Source organism: Nonomuraea sp. WAC 01424, from assembly GCF_003947315.1.
Lineage (GTDB): Bacteria > Actinomycetota > Actinomycetes > Streptosporangiales > Streptosporangiaceae > Nonomuraea > Nonomuraea spiralis.
The window spans coordinates 1-16,133 of record NZ_QHHZ01000021.1; the positions used below are offsets into that span (position 1 = coordinate 1).

Below are 16,133 nucleotides of genomic sequence, written 5' to 3' on the forward strand. Positions count from 1 at the left end.
CTCGGCGTTGACCCTGTCGGTCGGCGCCTCCACGGCACAGGGCACGTACTCGATCACCGTCACGGGCACCGGCTCGACCACGCACACCGCGACGTACACCCTGACGGTAGGCCCCGGCGGCCCCGGCGGCCAGGACCCGCCTGACGTCAGCGTCGCGAACGTCAAGACGCACCTGTCGCAGTTCCAGAGCATCGCCACCGCGAACGGCGGCAACCGCAGGTCCACCGGCAACGGCTACCTGCAGTCGGTCTCCTACGTCGAGCAGAAGCTCCAGGCGGCCGGGTACACCGTGACCCGCCAGACCTGCAGCGTCTCCTACTGCACCAGCGGCGCCGGCCCCAACCTGATCGCCGACTGGCCCGGCGGCGACGCCAACCAGGTCATCATGTCCGGCGCTCACCTGGACAGCGTGTCCGCGGGACCGGGCATCAACGACAACGGCTCCGGCTCGGCCACCCTTCTCGAGGTCGCGCTGACCCTGGCCCAGCAGAACCCCACGCTCACCAAGCACGTGCGGTTCGGCTGGTGGACCGACGAGGAGCAGGGCCTGAACGGCTCCGAGGCCTACGTCGCCTCCCTCAGCTCGGCCGACCGGACGAAGATCAAGGTCTACTACAACTACGACATGGTCGGCTCGACCAACGGTGGCTACTTCATCAACAACATCACCACCACGGGCGCGTCCTTCCTGAAGGAGTTCTACGACAAGCTGAACCTGCAGCCGGAGGAGAACACCGAGGGCGCCAACCGCTCCGACGACGCCTCCTTCCGCAACGCGGGCATCGCCAGCTCGGGCGTGGCGGCGGGCGCGAGCGCCATCAAGACCTCGGCGCAGGCGACCAAGTGGGGCGGCACGGCCAACCGGGCGTACGACTCCTGCTACCACTCCTCCTGCGACACCACCTCCAACATCAACGACACCGTCCTCGACCGGGCGGCCGACGCCGCGGCGTACGCCATCTGGAAGCAGGCGGTCGGCGGGACCACGCAGCCGCGTGACTTCTCGCTCTCGGCCAACCCCGGCTCCGGCACGGTGCAGGCCGGCTCCACCGCCACGACGACCATCGGCTCGACCACCACGAACGGGACCGCCCAGACGGTGAACCTGTCCGCGAGCGGCCTGCCGACCGGCGCCACGGCGTCGTTCAGCCCGGCCAGCATCACGTCGGGCGGCTCGTCCACCCTGTCGATCGCGACCTCGCCCACCACCCCGGCGGGCGCCTACACGGTCACCGTGACCGGCACGGGTGAGACGGCGACGCACACCACGTCGTACGCGCTGACCGTCCAGGGCACCTCGGGTGGCCGGACGTTCACCAACGACACCGACTACCAGATCAGGGACTACTCCAACACCCAGAGCTCGATCACCTCCACCGCGACGGGCACCGCGGCCTCCCCGGTCAAGGTCTCCATCACGATCAGCCACACCTGCGCCGAGGACCTGGACATCTGGCTCCGCGGCCCGAACGGCACCTGGTACGTGGTCGACGCCTACGGCGGCACCACCTGCACGCAGTACGGCACCAGGACCTTCTCGGTCCCGGTCAGCCAGCAGGCCGCCGGAACCTGGACGCTCGACATCGAGGACGTCTACCTCGGTGACACCGGCTTCCTGGACTCCTGGAGCATCACGGTCTAACCGTCGGACTCCGAAGCAGGGGGCCCCGGCCGGTCATCCGGCCGGGGCTCCTTCACGTCGTTGCGGGTGCGTACACCGAGTTTCTGCAGCACCCGCGCGACGTGCGTGTCCACCGTCCGCCGCGACAGGAACAGCACCTCGGCGATCTCCCGGTTCGTCCGGCCCAGCGCGACCAGCCTGGCCACCTCGGCCTCCCGTGGCGACAACACCCCGCTGCGGCCCTTCCTGCCCCTGCGCGGAGCGCTGCCCGGCCCGATCTCGCGCAGCAGGTGGCGGCAGCGGGCGGCGTCGTGGGTCGCGCCCAGACCGGCGTACCGTTCGCAGGCGTCCGCGATCAGGTCGGCGGCCCGCGCCCGGTCGCCCATCGACAACCGCGCCGCCGCCTCGGACTCGGCCGTCCGCGCCACGCTGTACGGCCGGGGCATCGCCTCGTACGCCGCCCGCGCCCTGGCGAAACACCTGGCCGCCTCCTCGTACGCGCCCCGGTCCTGGGCCAGCGCGCCCGTCGCCGCGTCGAGCCCCGCGTGCGCGGACGGCGCGTCCCTGCCCTCGATGCCCGCCGCGAACTCGGCCACCAGCTCGGCGGCGTCCTCCGCCCGCCCGGCCTTGAGCAGGGCCGCCACGGCCGGCGGCACGAGCTGGTCGCCCCACACCCACATGCCCTTGCGCCGCAGCCTGGCCACTCCCCGCTCGGCCTCGGCCAGCGCCTCGTGCGGCGAGTCGCGGGTCAGGTGCAGCTCGATCAGGCCGCCCGAGGCCACGGCGGTGACCGGCAGGAACCCCGACTCCACGTCGTTGACCCCCGCCGCCACCAGGTGCTCGGCGGCCTCCTCCCACTCACCCCTGGCCAGGGCCAGCATGCCGAGCGCGAGCCGGGCGTCCACGGCCAGCAGCGGCGCCTCGGGCGTCATCTCGACCGCCGCGACGGCCCGTTCCCGCAGCCCCTCCCAGCGGCCGGTCAGCAGGGCGAGCCTGATCGACGACATCTCCACCAGGAACACCGGATAGAGCGCGCCCGTCTCCTCGGCGATGCGCCTGCTCTGATCGGCGAAGCGTTCGGCCGCCGCGTAGTGCCCGAGCGCGATGGCCGCGTCGAACAGGTTGGAGTAGCCGCGCGCCACCTGCCTGCGCACGGCCGCCGACGGGTCGTTCGCGGGCAGCGTCGCGGCCAGTTCGAACGCGTCCGGCGAGCCCAGCATCATGGCCAGGCTGATCTTGTTGGCGTGCACGGCGGCGGTCAGCTCGGGGTCCTGGTCCTCGACCGTGGCCAGCAGCTTCTCCGCCCGGTTCATCCACTCCTCGTGCGTGGCCAGCGGCTCGCCGCCCCACGCCGGCATCGCCAGCAGCGCCAGACCGCGGGCGGCCAGGCTCGGCCGGTCCTGGAGGTCGGGGAGGGCGAGCAGGATCTCCTGGCGGCCCGCGGCGACCACGCCCGCCTGGTTGGACAGCAAGACGCCCAGGTTGAGCCGGGCCTCGCCGCGTACCTGGCGGGACAGGAAGTCCTCGGCCAGCAGGTGGCGCAGCGACCGTACGACCCGCCGGTAGGACAACCCGATCGCGGCGACCCGGCTGAGCCGCAGCGCGAGCGGGCCGCGCGCGTCCTGCGGGAGCTTCGGGTCGGCCAGCATCCCGGCCAGCACCTCGACCGCGAGCGGGATGTCGCCGATGGCGGCGGCGTGGTCGGCCGCCGCCGAGCCGTGGCGCTGCCAGGAGTCGAAGTCGCCGGCCCGCCTGGCGTGGTGGGCGAGCTGGACGAGCGGCGGCGGGTCGAGCGCGGACAGCGCGGTCACCGCCCGCTGGTGGGTGAGCCGCCGGTCGGGGCCGGGGATCGCGTCGTAGACGGCCTGCTGGGCGAGGGCGTGGCGGAAGCCGTACTGGCTGTCCTGGTGTTCGAGCAGTACGCCGGCCTTCAGCGCCTGGCTCAGCCCGTCGCCCAGGGGGTGGCCGGAGACGGCGGCGATGAGCTGTTCGTCGGCGGGCAGCCCCAGCACGGCGGCGGCGTGCACCGCGTGCAGCGCGGCCGGCGAGAGGCCGGTGAGCTGCTCGGCCATCGCCTCGCGCAGCAGCAGCGGCACCGCCATGCGCTCCAGGACCTCCGGCTCCTCCTCGCCGCCGAGTAACTGGCCCTCGTCGTCGAGCAACGAGCGCACCACCTCCTCGATCACGAACGGCACCCCCGCCGTGCGGTCGCGCAGCTTCGTGACGAAGTCGGAGGTCAGCGCCGAACGTCCGAGCAGGGCCCCGGTCAGGCTGCGCACCCCTTCGACGTCGAGCGGCGTCAGCGAGATCACCTCGCTGCGCACCCCCGGCGGCCGCCGGTACGCGTGCCCGAACGGCAGCCCCGGCACCGGCAGCCCCTCCCTGCGGAACGTCACCACCAGCGCCAGTCCGGCCGGCGGCTGGTCGGTGAGAAAGCGCAGCAGGTCGCGGGTGCCGTCGTCGGCCCAATGGAGGTCTTCGATCACCAGCACCGCGGGCCCCGCCGCGTCCAGCAGCGCGTGCACCCCGCGGAACAGGCGGTGGCGCTCGGCGCGCGGGTCGTCCAGGGGCGGCGGCGACGGCGCGGGCGGCAGATGCCCGGCCAGCTCCGGCAGGTAGCCGCGCAGGGCGCCGGTGACCGGGTTGAGCGCGCCGGTCTCCGGCAGCGCGCCGCCGATGTGGCGCAGCGCGTCGAACACCGGGCCGTACGGGAACGGCTCGCGGATCTGGTGGCAGTGGCCGATCAGGACCGTGCGGTCGCCGTCGGGCAGGAGGTCGAGCGCGGCTCTGACCAGCCGGGTCTTCCCGATGCCCGCCTCGCCCTGCACGAGGATGACGGCCGGTGGTCCGGTGATGGCGTCGGTGAGCGAGCGTAACTGTGCGTCACGCCCGACCAACCCAGGAGAAGCCAGGCTTGTCATCGGGGTCTCCGTAACAGTGCAGGTTTACTCCCCCTGTCGGAATACTGTTATCCACCACGGGTCAGCGCGGGTCAACCCTCTGGTTTCCGGCCGGACCCGGCTCCCGGTGGCGCCGATGACCACAGTATGGGCCCCGGCGCCTCCGGCCGCCATGCCCTGCACGGCCGGGCCCGTCAGGGGGCCACGGGCGCCTTGTCGTCGTTTGCCGGAGCGGGTTCGGCCAGGTCCACGCTGTCACGCAGCTTGGTCGGCTTGAGGAACAGGGTGGCGATCACGCCGACCACCGCGATGCCCGCGGAGATGAGGAAGATGTGCCCGGTGGCGTCGCCGTACGCGGCCCGGACGATGCCCTTGAACGGCTCGGGCAGCGCCGCGATGTTGAGCGTGCTCTTGCCGCCGGCCGCCGCCTTGGCCGGGTCGATGCCCGCCTTGGCCAGCCCTTCGGTGATGCCGGTCGCGACCCGGTTGGCCAGCACCGCGCCGAGCACCGACACGCCCACCGTGCCGCCCAGCGAGCGGAAGAACGTGACGGCCCCGCTGGCCGCGCCCAGCTCGCGCAGCGGCACGGTGTTCTGGATCGCGAGGACGAGGTTCTGCATCGACATGCCGACCCCCGCGCCGACCAGGACCATCGCGGCGGCGATGAGCACGAGCGAGGTCTCGTGGTCCATCGTGGACAACACCAGGAACCCGACGGTCAGCACGATCGCCCCGGTCACGATGTACGGCTTGACGTTCCCGCTCCGCGACACCATGCGCCCGGAGATCGCCGAGGACAGCAGCACGCCGAGCATCATCGGGATCGTCAGCAGCCCCGCCTCGGTCGGGCTGTAGCCGCGGCCGATCTGGAAGTACTGGCCGAGGAAGACCGAGCCGCCGAACATCGCCATGCCCACCGCGAGGCTCGCCAGGATGGCCAGCGCCGGGGTGCGGCGGCGGATGACGTGCAGCGGCACGACCGGCTCCCTGACCACGGTCTCCACCCAGGTCGCGATCGCCAGGACGGCGACGCCGCCGAGCACCATCACGGCGGTCTGCCAGGACAGCCAGTCGAAGGAGTTGCCCACGAAGGTCACCCAGATGAGCAGCACGCTCACGCCGAGCGCGATCAGCGTGGCGCCGACGTAGTCGACCTTGACGCCCTCGCGCCGTACGTGGGTCACCCGCAGGGTCTTCTGCAGCAGGAAGAAGGCGATCACGGTGAACGGCGCCGCCACGAAGAAGCACCAGCGCCAGCCGAGCCAGGAGGTGTCGGCGATCAGGCCGCCGAGCAGCGGCCCGGCCACGGTCGCGACGGCCATGACGCCGCCGAGGTAGCCGTTGTACTTGCCCCGGTCCTTCGGACTGATCATCGCCGCGATGATCACCTGGACCAGCACCTGCAACGCGCCCATGCCGAGGCCCTGGAGGGCGCGGAAGGCGATGAGCTGGGCGGTGTCCTGGGCGAAGCCGCAGGCCACCGAGCTGACCATGAAGATCACGATAGAGATCTGCAACAGGAGCTTCTTGCTGAACAGGTCGGCCAGCTTGCCCCAGATCGGGGTGGAGGCCGTGGACGCCAGCAACGAAGCGGTGATCACCCACGTGTACTGCGACTGCGTGCCGTTCAGCGCGCCGATGATCTGCGGCAGCGCGACCGAGACGATCGTGCCGCTGATCATCGCCACGAACAGGACGAGCAGCAGCCCGCTCAGGGCCTCCATGATCTGCCGGTGGCTCATCTGGCCTGGTGGTGCGGCCGGTGCCGTCGGTGCGCTCACGCGCGGTCTCCTCTGCGTCTAGAAACAATGCCCAATGGGAAAGTTTGCGCATTGAGCATATATTCCCGGACTGTAGGCTGAGCGCATCATGGACAGCACCGGCGGGCTGCGCGAGCGCAAGAAGGCCGAGACGCGGCAGGCCGTGCACGAGGCGGCGATGCGGCTGGTCGGCGAGCACGGGCTCGACGCCGTCACGGTCGAGACCATCGCCGACGCGGCCAACATCTCGCGCCGCACGTTCTCCAACTACTTCGCCGGCAAGGAGGACGCCGTCCTCTACGGCGAGGAGCAGCGCATCCGCGACCTGGTCGAGAAGGTGCGCGCCCAGCCGGCCGGCCGTACGGCCTGGCAGGCGTTGTGCGGGGCGATCGACGACGTGTTCGCGGAGGTGGGCGAGCCGGCGCGGGAGTGGGCCGTACGCGCCCGCCTGGCCAAGCGGCACCCGTCGCTGCTCGCCCGGCAACTCGCCAACCACGCGGCGCTGGAACGCGACCTGGCCCAGGCGATCTCCGAGCGCGAGAGCCCGGTGCGTTCCCAGGTGATGGCGGCCGCCTTCCTCACGGCGCTGCGCCTCGGCTCACACCTGTGGGTGGAGGAACGCCAGTCCCGCTCACTCCAGGCCGTCATGACCGAAATGCTCGACGAGATCTCCCACCCCTTCGCCTGACACGTCCCGGCGTCGCCCGCCGCCGGGTGTGGTGGCGGGCGCCGGTGAGGGGTCAGGAGCGTCATGCTCGGACGCCGCGTCGGGCACGTCAATGAGAGGGCCTCGCTCACCCGTCCTGACCTGCGGGAACGCCTGAAACTTTCATGCCCGGGGAAGGGCGGTAGTGCCAGGTGTAGTACGGGCTCTCGCGCCTGCGCCAATGTGCCCGGACGCGCCCGTCACTTGAATGGCAGGCATGACGATCACGCACATCACCGTCCCCGGGCGCTGGACGGAGGGCGCCGGGCTGGTGCTCGGCCCGGCGCTGCTGCTCGCCGGGGTTCTCGTCCGCTCCGGCGCGGACGACTTCTTCCCCGGCCAGCTCGCCGCCTACGCCGCCGACCCCGGCCGCATGGTGCTCTCCTACAGCCTGTACGCCGCCGGCGTCGTGTTGTTGTGGCCCGCCGTGACCGCGCTCGGCCGCGTGATCGGCGACGTGCATCCGGCCCTGGCCAGGTGGGGTGTGGTGCTGGCGATGCTGGGACTGTTCGGCAGGGTGTTCCACGCCGGGGTGAGCCATCTGGCCTTCCAACTCGTGGACGCGCTCGGGCCGGAGGAGGCCCAGCGGGTGGTCACCGCGACGTACGGGGCGTTCCACGTGTTCAAGGCGGTCAACGTGTGCATCATGGGCGGCTGGATCGTGCTCGCCGTCGGGGCCTTCCGGGCCAGGGCGTTCGGGGCCGGACCGCTCGGCGTGGCCAGGTGCGTCGCGCTGGCCCTGGCCGCCGGGCTGCCGCTCGGCGTGCTCAAGGGCAGCAGCGACCCGATCGCGCTGGTCGCACTGGCCGGACTCGCCGTCGCCTTCGTGCCCATGGGCGTCGCCGCGCTCCGTACGGGACCCGCGCCCCGCTGGTGGGCGCTCGCCCTCACGTTCGCGCTGGTCCCGGTCGCGTTCTTCGTGGGGATGGCCGGTTAGATCCGGCCAGGCGGCACCCGTGACCGCTAGGCGGCCAGGAGCTTGACGATCGCCGCGACGCCGATGCAGACGACCGCCCCGCGCAACACCGGCGCGGGCAGCTTGCGGCCCACCCGGGCGCCGAGGAACCCGCCGATCGTCGAGCCGAGCGCCACCAGCAGCACGGCCCACCAGTCGACGTCGGCGACCAGCGTATACAGGACGGCGGCGGTGAAGTTGACCACGAGCGAGAGCACGTTCTTGGCGGCGTTGACGCGCTGCAGTTCCTCGTCGAGGAAGATGCCGAGCAGGCCGATGAGCAGCACGCCCTGCGCCGCGCCGAAGTAACCGCCGTACGCGCCGGCGGCCAGCACGCCCAGCCACAACCAGGGGCCGCCGTGCGCCGTGCGCGGGCGGCTGGCCAGCAGCCGGCTGATCCTGGGCTGGGCCACGACCAGTACGCAGGACAATCCGATCAGCACCGTGACGACCCCGGTGAACGTACGCTCGGGCAGGTTGAGCAGCAGCAGCCCGCCGATCAGCGAGCCCAGCGCGGAGGCCGAGGCCAGGCGGAGCAGCCGGCCGCGCTGACCCCTGAGCTCGGCGCGGTAGCCGATGACGCCGGTCACGCCGCCGGGCACGAGGCCGATGTTGTTCGAGACGTTGGCCGTGACCGGCGGCAGCCCGACGGCCAGCAGCGTCGGGAACGTGATCAGCGATCCGGATCCGACGACGGCGTTGATGCCCCCGGCGGCGATGCCGGCCGCGAGGACCGCGGCCGTCTCCCAAGGTGTCATGGCGGGTGACTCTAGAACAGTCTTATCTTATAAGATGAAACGTTTCGTCATTTGAGACGGTTGCGAGAGCCCGCCGATGCTGCCCGTGGACGGCCCGCCGCGCTCCCGCTCATCGTAACCCCAGGTCAGAGCGCGGGGCCGCCGCGTCAACGAGGCCCGCTGAGCGTGCCCGCCCTGAACAGCCAGTCGACCGCCTCCGAGATCGCCTCCAGCGAGGTGTGCCGGGGGTGGTGGCCGAGCAGGCGTCCGGCCTTCTCCATGCTGCAGTGGGGGCTGTGCGCGATGTGGTCGTGGGTGACGCGGGCGTCCCGCTCCGACACCGTCTCCCGCCACTGCTCCCACGGCAGGTACGACAACCGCGCCTCCCTGCCGAACCAGCCCGCCACCGCCTCGGCGTAACCGCGCAGCGTCAGAGCGGTGACGGCCACCGAGTGGAAACTCTCGCCCTTGGCCGCGGCCGGGTTGTTCAGCGCGTCCATGAACAGCCGGGCGACGTCGTCGGCGTGGACGTGCTGGACGGTCTCCATGCCCAGGTTGGGCAGGCGGACCTCCTCGCCGTCGGCCAGCGCCTGGAAGACGGCCGGGTCGAGGTTGCCCGCCGGATTGACCGGGATCCAGCCGGGGCCGGTGATGTGCCCGGGATGGACCACCGTGGCGGGAAATCCCGTACGCGCGGCAAGATCGAGCAGGTACGCCTCGATCGCGGCCTTCTGGCGGCCGTACTCGCCGATGGGACGTTTCGGGCGGTCCTCGGTCGTCGGGACGCGGGTGCTCGGGCCGTGCACCCAGATCGTGCCGCAGTGGAGGAACTGCCGGACCCGCCCGGCCAGCGCGCCGGCCAGGTGGCGGGCGCTCGCCTCGGTGAAGCAGATGAGGTCGACGACGACGTCGGCCTCCAGCTCGGCGATACGCCGTCCGAACGTGCCCTCGGCCTCCTCGGCCTCCCGGTCGGCGACCACGGTGGTGACCCGCTCCCACGCGCCGTGCGGCGTGTACGGCTCCCGCTTGCCCCGGCTGACCGCGACCACGTCGTGTCCCGCGTCCACCAGGCGCGGGACCAGGTAGGTGCCGATGTGCCCGCTCGCCCCGATCACCACTGCACGCATGCGCCCAGCCTAGACCGCCCCGGAGCCCGGGTTCAGGACGGGCGGCCGACCGCCAGGTCCAGGGCGTGGGCCGCGTCCCCGGGCGCCGACGAGCGCCAGGCGACGTGCTGGTCGGGCCGTACCAGCGCCAGCGTCCCCGGCGCGTCCGGCAGGTCCACCTCGCGCAGCGGCACGCCGAGCTCGGCCGCCCGCTCCACCAGCACCTTCGCCTGCGGTGACGACAGGTCGCCCACCAGGCTGAACGCGGGCCCGAGCCGGTCGTAGAGCGACTCGCCGGGAGCCAGCCACCGATGCGGCAGCCGCTCACCGCACCCGCCGGCCACCACCGGCGACCCGTCGTAGGTGTACCCGAGCACCAGGTCCAGGCTGTGGAACTCGCTGTCCTTGGTCCGCCGCACCGCCTCGGCCACCGCCGGGCGCACCCGCTCGAACTCCGGCTCCGACCCCATCAGCGCGGGATCGGCCAGCTCGGGGGCGAGCGTGGCCATGTTGGCCGCGGCCGCCTCGATCGTGGCCGCCGCGACCGGCCGGCGTTCGGCCTCGTAGCTGGTCAGCAGAGACGCCGGCGCCCACCCGTTCAGTACGGCGGCCAGCTTCCAGCCGATGTTGACCGCGTCCCCGATGCCGGTGTTGAAGCCGTGGCCGCCGTAGGGCGGGTTCTGGTGCGCGGCGTCGCCCGCCAGGAACACCCGGCCGCCCGCGTACCGGTCGGCCAGCAACATGCGCGCCGTCCACGGGTCGGTGGCCAGGATCTCGACCTCGACGTCGGCCCCGACCAGGTTGCGCACCAGGCGTACGGGGTCGGTGCCCGTCGCCGGGACGCCCTGGGCGATGCACCACCACAGGTCCTCCAGGTCGAGGCGGCCGAGCATGCCGGGCTGGGCCGGGTTCAGCACCCAGTAGTGCACGGCCGGGCCGTGCGGGACGCGGTCGGCCAGGCCGGGCGCGCGGAAGACGACGTTGAAGTTGGGCCTGGCGTCCTGCCTGCCCTCGTAGCGGGCGCCGATGGCCTCGCGCGTCACGCTGCGGGCGCCGTCGCAGCCCACGACGTAGGCGGCGCGTACCTCGCGGGTGTCGCCCGCGGCGGAGGTCAGGTCCACGGTGACGCCGTCGGCGTCCTCGCGCAGGCCGGCCACCCGCCAGCCGGTGAGCAGCGCGTCAGCGGCGGCCTCCCGCAGCACCTCCTCGACGATCGGCTGCGGCACCTGCTGGCCCGGCTCGGCGGCCAGGTCGGAGCCGGTCAGGTCGAGGCCGAAGCAGCCGCCGATCCTGGTGATCTCGCGGCCGAGCAGGCCGGTCGTGAACACCGCCGCGTCCGACCAGGAGACCGCGAGCGGCGAACGGGCACGCAGCGTCTCGGCCAGCCCCCACCTGCGCAGCAGCTCCATCGACCGGGCCGAGGTGGTCTTGGCGCGCGGACGCAGCCACGACACGCTCTCGCGCGGCTCGACCACCATGCTGCGCACCCCGTGATGGGCCAGCTCCACAGCCGTCGCCAGCCCCACGGGCCCGCCTCCGGAGATCAACACCGGTATGTCGGTCTGGCGCACGTTTGCTCCCATTTCTCACGTTGATCATGGGCATACTCCAAGCGCCGCGCCTCCCACGTCAAGCTGCCCGAAACCATCGGCTTGATCACCGATCGGGAACGATCTAGAGGACGGCCCCCGGACTTGTTACCGTCGTTTCATGACTGAGTCCTCGGCGGTGCCGCTGCACATGCGGCGGGTGGAGTTCAACCCGGCCCCCGAGCTGGGCGAGGTGCGCGACCAGGAACGCGTCAAGCGCATCGACGTCCTCCTCGGCCTGGAGGCCTGGATGGTGACCCGGTACGCCGACGTCCGCGAGGTCCTGGGCGACGCCGAACGGTTCAAGCTCGCCAGGCAGGGCGCCGCGCGCATGCCGGGAGCACCCGAGCTGACCGAGGAGCAGCTCGCCGAGCTGCGCGCGGGCAACCTCCTCGGCCAGGACCCGCCCGAGCACACGCGGCTGCGCAGGATGCTGACGCCCGAGTTCACGATCCGGCGTATGAGGCGGCTGGAACCCCGCATCAGGGACATCGTCGACGAGCACCTCGACGCCATGGAGGCCGCGGGCTCCCCGGCCGACCTGGTGTCGTCGTTCGCGCTGCCGATCCCGTCGCTGGTGATCTGCGAACTGCTCGGCGTCCCGTACGAGGACCGGGCCGACTTCCAGAGCCGTACGGGGCGCATGCTGAACCTGGCGCTGCCGGTCGAGGAGCGGATCGCGGCCAACTTCGAGTCGCGGGCGTACATGCGCGAGCTGGTCACCCGCATGCGCACCGACCCGGGCGAGGACCTGCTCGGCATGCTCATCCGCGAGCACGGCGACGACCTGACCACCAGCGAGCTCGTCGGCATCGGCAACCTGCTGCTGCTCGCCGGGCACGAGACGACCTCCAACATGCTCTCGCTCGGCACGCTCGCCCTGCTCCGCCGCACCGAGCAGCTCGAACTCCTGCGCAAGGAGCCCGAGCGCATCGACGCGACGGTGGAGGAGCTGCTGCGCTGGCTCAGCATCGTCCACTCGGGCACCATCAAGTACACCACCACCGAGGTCGAGCTGGGCGGCCAGACCATTGGCGCGGGCGAGATGGTGTTGTGCTCGCTGCCCGCCGCCAACCGCGACCCCGGCTTCATCGACGACCCCGACACCCTCGACATCACCCGCGGCGCCCCCGGCCACGTCGCCTTCGGCCACGGCGTCCACCACTGTCTCGGCGCGCCGCTCGCCCGGATGGAGATGAAGATCGCCTTCCCCGCGCTCTTCGCACGTTTCCCCGGCCTGCGCGTGACCGACGCCACCCCGGAGTTCCGCTCCTACAACGTCGTCTACGGCCTGACCGCCATGGAGGTCGCCTGGTAGCGGCGCGTCACACAGTTTGTCGGTGGCGGCGGATAACGTGCGAGTGTCATGCCCAGCGAAGCGACGCCACACGAGCTGATCGGCAGGGATCACCCCGCCGCGCTGCTCCGTGCCGAGATCTCGAGGGTGATCGAGAGCCACGGCGGGCTCGTCCTCGTCACCGGCGAGGCCGGCATCGGCAAGACCACGCTCGTCACCAGCGCCGCCGCCGAGGCCAGGCGCAGGGGCGCGCTCGTGGTCGGCGGCGCCTGCTGGGACTCCGGCAGCGCCCCCGGCTACTGGCCGTGGGTCCAGGTCCTGCGCGCCCTGCGCCGCTCGGCCGCCCCCGAGGCGTGGGCCGAGGCCGAGCGGGCGGCCGGAGGCAGCCTGGCCACCCGGCTCGGCGAGACGGCGGCCACCCAGCCCCACCTTGAGGTCACCGCCGCCGACGCCGAGTCCGTGTCCGCGTTCCAGATCTACGACGCGGTCACCACCGCCCTGGTCGCCCTCACGCAGCACCACCCGCTCGTGATCGTCGTCGACGACCTCCACGCGGCCGACCCCGCCTCGCTCAGGCTGCTGGAGTTCGCGGCCCGGCAGACCTGGTTCGAGCGCCTGCTGCTCATCGGCACCTATCGCGACGCCGAGGTCGAGCCGGTCGACCACCCGCTGCGCGACCTGCTGTCCCCGCTGGTCGCCAAGGCCACCTCCATCACGCTCACCGGTCTCGACGAGGCCGGTGTCGGCGCCCTCATGGCCCGCACCGCCGGCCACGACCCGCCCGCCGACCTGGTGGCCGAGGTCCACGTGCGTACGGGCGGAAACCCGTTCTTCGTCGAGCAGACGGCCCGGTTGTGGCGCAGCGGCGGCTCGGCCACGGCCGTCGCGCCCGGCGTCCGCGACGCGCTGCTGCGCCGCCTGTCCCTCCTGCCGCGTCCGGTGTCGGAGCTGCTGCCCGCCGCGGCCGTGCTCGGGCGCGAGTTCCACCGCCAGGTGCTGGCCGCCGCCGTCGCCGCCCCCGTCGCGCACGTCGACCGCCTCCTTGAGCTCGCCGTGATCGCCAAACTGGTGGTGACCAAGGGCGGCGGCCGGTTCGCCTTCGCCCACGACCTCGTCCGCGAGACCCTCTACGACGCCGTCGCCGACGTACGCGACCTGCACGCCGCCGTGGTGCGCGCCCTCGACGGCACCCCCGACCTGGCCCGCCGGGTGTTGCCGAGCGACCTGGCCAGACACGCCTACCTCGCCGGCGACCGCGTCACCCCCGAGCGCGCGATCGACCTCCTCCACGCCGCCGCCCGCGCCGCCCGCGGCCGCCTGGCCAGCGAGGAGGAGCTCGGCCACCTGCGCCGCGCCTACGAGGTGAGCGCCGCGGCCGGCCCCCGCCGCCGCGCGCTGATCTGCCTGGAGCTCGGCCAGGAGCGGCGCCACCGCGGCGCGCCCGACGAGGCGCGAGGCCTCTTCGAGCAGGCCGGCTCGCTCGCCGCCGGCCTCGACGACCCCGAGCTGAGCGCCCGCGTCGCGCTGGTCTTCCGCTCCCAATACGGCCAGGAGAAGTCACTCGACCGGCTGCGCCGGGCCCACCACGAGCTCGTCGGCCATCCGGTCCCCGACGACCGCCTGGCCAGCGACCTGGTCTTCCACCTCGCCGCCCAGGCCCGCAAGGGCGGCGACGACGACGCCCTGACCTTCAGCCTGTGGGTCCACCACGACATCATCTGGGGCCCCGGCACCGCGGGCGAGCGCGTGGCCCTGACCGGCGAGCTGCTCGACGTCGCCCGGCGCACCTCCGACCACGACCTCGAACACTACGCGTCCGCCCTGCGCTGGGTGGCCATGATCGAGGAGGGCGACCCGCGCTACCTCGCCCAGTTCCACGACTACGCCGCCAGGGGCCGCGACACCGACGACGCCCACCTCAACCTGACCACGTCCGTCGACGCCAGCATCGTCGCCGCGCTCGGCGGCCGCTTCGCCGAGGCCGAGGAGCTGATGGCCGGGCTGTCGCTCGACCGCACGCACCAGGACTTCGACGTGATGCTCGAACACCACCGCTGGGCGATCTTCTGGCTCCAGGGCAAGGTGGAGGAGCAGGAAGACGTCCTGCGCAGGCTCAGGTCCAGCAGCCACCCCGACAGGGGCCTGCTGGAGGCGCTGACCGCCCTCCAGGCGGGCGACGTCGGCACCGCGCTGCGCCACCACGAGTCCGGCGAGCCGGCCGAGCGCATGACCGAGCCGCTGTGGTTGCGCTTCCAGGCCGAGCTGGCCGCCGCCACCCGCGATCCGGAGCTGGCCGGGCGGGCGCGGGCCGCGCTGCTGCCGTACCGGGGGCTGTGGGTGGTGTCCTACTACGGGTGGGACATCAGCGGGCCCTACGACCTGTGGATCGCGCTGCTCGACCTGGCCGAGGGGCGGTGGGAGGAGGCGGTCGAGGGGTTCACGCAGGCGTACCGGTCGGCCGACCGCATGCGTGCCCGCCCGTGGTCGGTCCTGGCCCGCGCCCGCCTGGCCGAGGCCCTCCTGGGCCGCGCCGCCCCCGGCGATCACGGCCGGGCCGCCTCCCTGCTGGCGGAGGTCCGCCGCGAGGCGACCGAACTGGGCATGCTCCACGTCCTCGACTCCCTCCCGCAGCCGTCCACCGACCGCCAAACCTCCTCCGCCGCACCTGGTGACGGTCCTGAGGCCGACGACGCTGCCCGCCCTGACGGCGGTGCCCACGCTGACGGCGGTGCCGCTGCCGGGGGCCGCGACGCCGCCGTGGCCGGCCGTCTCGGGCCGCCCTCTGTACGCCTCTCGCCCCCGGCCCGCGGCCCCGGAACACCATCCGGGCAGGGCGACGCGGGAGGCGCCACAGCGCATGACGGCGGTCCGATGTCAGGCGATTTCCGGAAGGACGGCGAGGTCTGGACCCTCGGGTTCGCCGGCCGGGTGGCCCACATGCCCGACGCCAAGGGCCTGCGCGACCTCCACAACCTCCTCAGCCACCCCGGCGCCGACATCCCCGCCGTACACCTGCTCGCCCCCGAGGGCGGCGACGTGGTGCTGGCCGCCCGCCAGATGGGCGGCGACGCCGTGCTGGACGAGGAGGCCAAGGCACGTTACCGCCACCGCCTGTCCCTCCTCGACGAGGAGATCGACCGTGCGACCGAACGCGGCGACGACGACCGCGCGGCCGAGCACGACCGCGAACGAGCCGCCCTGCTGGAAGAACTGCGCACCGCCGCCGGCCTGGGAGGCCGCTCCCGACGCCTGGGCGACGAAGCCGAACGCGCCCGCAAGACGGTGACGGCCAGAATCCGCGACACCCTCCGCAAACTCACCCAGACCCACCCCGAGCTGGCCGCCCACCTCCGCGCCACTGTCTCGACCGGCGCCGCCTGCCGTTATCAGCCCACCGAGGCCATCACCTGGCGCCTGTGACCCGGCTCCTGCGTCTGGCGACACAGGAGACATTCATCACTC

The 16,133-nt window shown here is 72.7% G+C and carries 10 protein-coding genes; 5 read left to right on the plus strand and 5 right to left on the minus strand.

Annotated features, from left to right (window positions below; translation table 11 throughout):
- Positions 1 to 1,642, plus strand: a 1,642-nt coding sequence (locus tag DMB42_RS43325) for a M28 family peptidase (RefSeq protein ID WP_221762626.1), incomplete at its 5' end; no start/stop codon positions are given.
- Here the strand turns inward: DMB42_RS43325 and DMB42_RS56170 are convergent.
- Together DMB42_RS56170 and DMB42_RS43335 are read right to left on the minus strand one after the other, a co-directional pair.
- On the minus strand, positions 1,639 to 4,542 hold the full coding sequence (locus DMB42_RS56170; RefSeq protein WP_125645389.1) for an AAA family ATPase: 2,904 nt from the start codon (positions 4,540 to 4,542) through the stop codon (positions 1,639 to 1,641). The genes DMB42_RS43325 and DMB42_RS56170 overlap by 4 nt on opposite strands.
- Before the next feature lie 173 nt (positions 4,543 to 4,715).
- Positions 4,716 to 6,245, minus strand: coding sequence for an MDR family MFS transporter (locus DMB42_RS43335; protein ID WP_221762635.1), 1,530 nt, complete (start codon positions 6,243 to 6,245; stop codon positions 4,716 to 4,718).
- A gap of 145 nt (positions 6,246 to 6,390) precedes the next feature.
- Here DMB42_RS43335 and DMB42_RS43340 point away from each other — a divergent pair, with 145 nt between their 5' ends.
- Positions 6,391 to 6,969, plus strand: a complete 579-nt coding sequence (locus DMB42_RS43340; protein WP_125645391.1) for a TetR/AcrR family transcriptional regulator — start codon at positions 6,391 to 6,393, stop codon at positions 6,967 to 6,969.
- A gap of 235 nt (positions 6,970 to 7,204) precedes the next feature.
- A complete protein-coding gene (locus DMB42_RS43345) occupies positions 7,205 to 7,924 on the plus strand; it encodes a hypothetical protein (RefSeq protein ID WP_125645393.1) in 720 nt (239 codons plus the stop codon).
- Between the two features lie 26 nt (positions 7,925 to 7,950).
- Here the strand turns inward: DMB42_RS43345 and DMB42_RS43350 are convergent, their stop codons facing one another.
- From DMB42_RS43350 to DMB42_RS43360, 3 genes are all read right to left on the minus strand, one after another.
- Positions 7,951 to 8,700, minus strand: a complete 750-nt coding sequence (locus tag DMB42_RS43350) for a sulfite exporter TauE/SafE family protein (protein WP_125645395.1) — start codon at positions 8,698 to 8,700, stop codon at positions 7,951 to 7,953.
- Positions 8,701 to 8,846: 146 nt separating this feature from the next.
- Positions 8,847 to 9,806, minus strand: coding sequence for an NAD(P)-dependent oxidoreductase (locus tag DMB42_RS43355; protein WP_125645396.1), 960 nt, complete (start codon positions 9,804 to 9,806; stop codon positions 8,847 to 8,849).
- Positions 9,807 to 9,838: 32 nt separating this feature from the next.
- Positions 9,839 to 11,356, minus strand: coding sequence for an FAD-dependent monooxygenase (locus DMB42_RS43360; protein ID WP_260478293.1), 1,518 nt, complete (start codon positions 11,354 to 11,356; stop codon positions 9,839 to 9,841).
- Between the two features lie 139 nt (positions 11,357 to 11,495).
- Between DMB42_RS43360 and DMB42_RS43365 the strand changes: the two genes are divergently transcribed.
- Both DMB42_RS43365 and DMB42_RS43370 read left to right on the plus strand, forming a co-directional pair.
- Positions 11,496 to 12,692 carry a cytochrome P450 gene (locus tag DMB42_RS43365; protein WP_125645401.1) on the plus strand — a complete coding sequence of 399 codons (1,197 nt, stop codon included), beginning with the start codon at positions 11,496 to 11,498 and terminating at the stop codon, positions 12,690 to 12,692.
- Positions 12,693 to 12,740: 48 nt separating this feature from the next.
- Positions 12,741 to 16,091: an AAA family ATPase gene (locus tag DMB42_RS43370; protein ID WP_125645403.1), complete on the plus strand. Its 3,351-nt coding sequence runs from the start codon at positions 12,741 to 12,743 to the stop codon at positions 16,089 to 16,091.
- Positions 16,092 to 16,133: the final 42 nt, after the last annotated feature.

Coding starts and splice junctions, on each gene's coding strand:
- DMB42_RS43355 (WP_125645396.1), bottom strand. CDS start 9,806: ATGCGTGCAGTGGTGATCGGGGCGAGCGGGCACATCGGCACCTACCTG.
- DMB42_RS43365 (WP_125645401.1), top strand. CDS start 11,496: ATGACTGAGTCCTCGGCGGTGCCGCTGCACATGCGGCGGGTGGAGTTC.
- DMB42_RS43345 (WP_125645393.1), top strand. CDS start 7,205: ATGACGATCACGCACATCACCGTCCCCGGGCGCTGGACGGAGGGCGCC.
- DMB42_RS43370 (WP_125645403.1), top strand. CDS start 12,741: ATGCCCAGCGAAGCGACGCCACACGAGCTGATCGGCAGGGATCACCCC.
- DMB42_RS43335 (WP_221762635.1), bottom strand. CDS start 6,245: ATGGAGGCCCTGAGCGGGCTGCTGCTCGTCCTGTTCGTGGCGATGATC.
- DMB42_RS43350 (WP_125645395.1), bottom strand. CDS start 8,700: ATGACACCTTGGGAGACGGCCGCGGTCCTCGCGGCCGGCATCGCCGCC.
- DMB42_RS43340 (WP_125645391.1), top strand. CDS start 6,391: ATGGACAGCACCGGCGGGCTGCGCGAGCGCAAGAAGGCCGAGACGCGG.
- DMB42_RS56170 (WP_125645389.1), bottom strand. CDS start 4,542: ATGACAAGCCTGGCTTCTCCTGGGTTGGTCGGGCGTGACGCACAGTTA.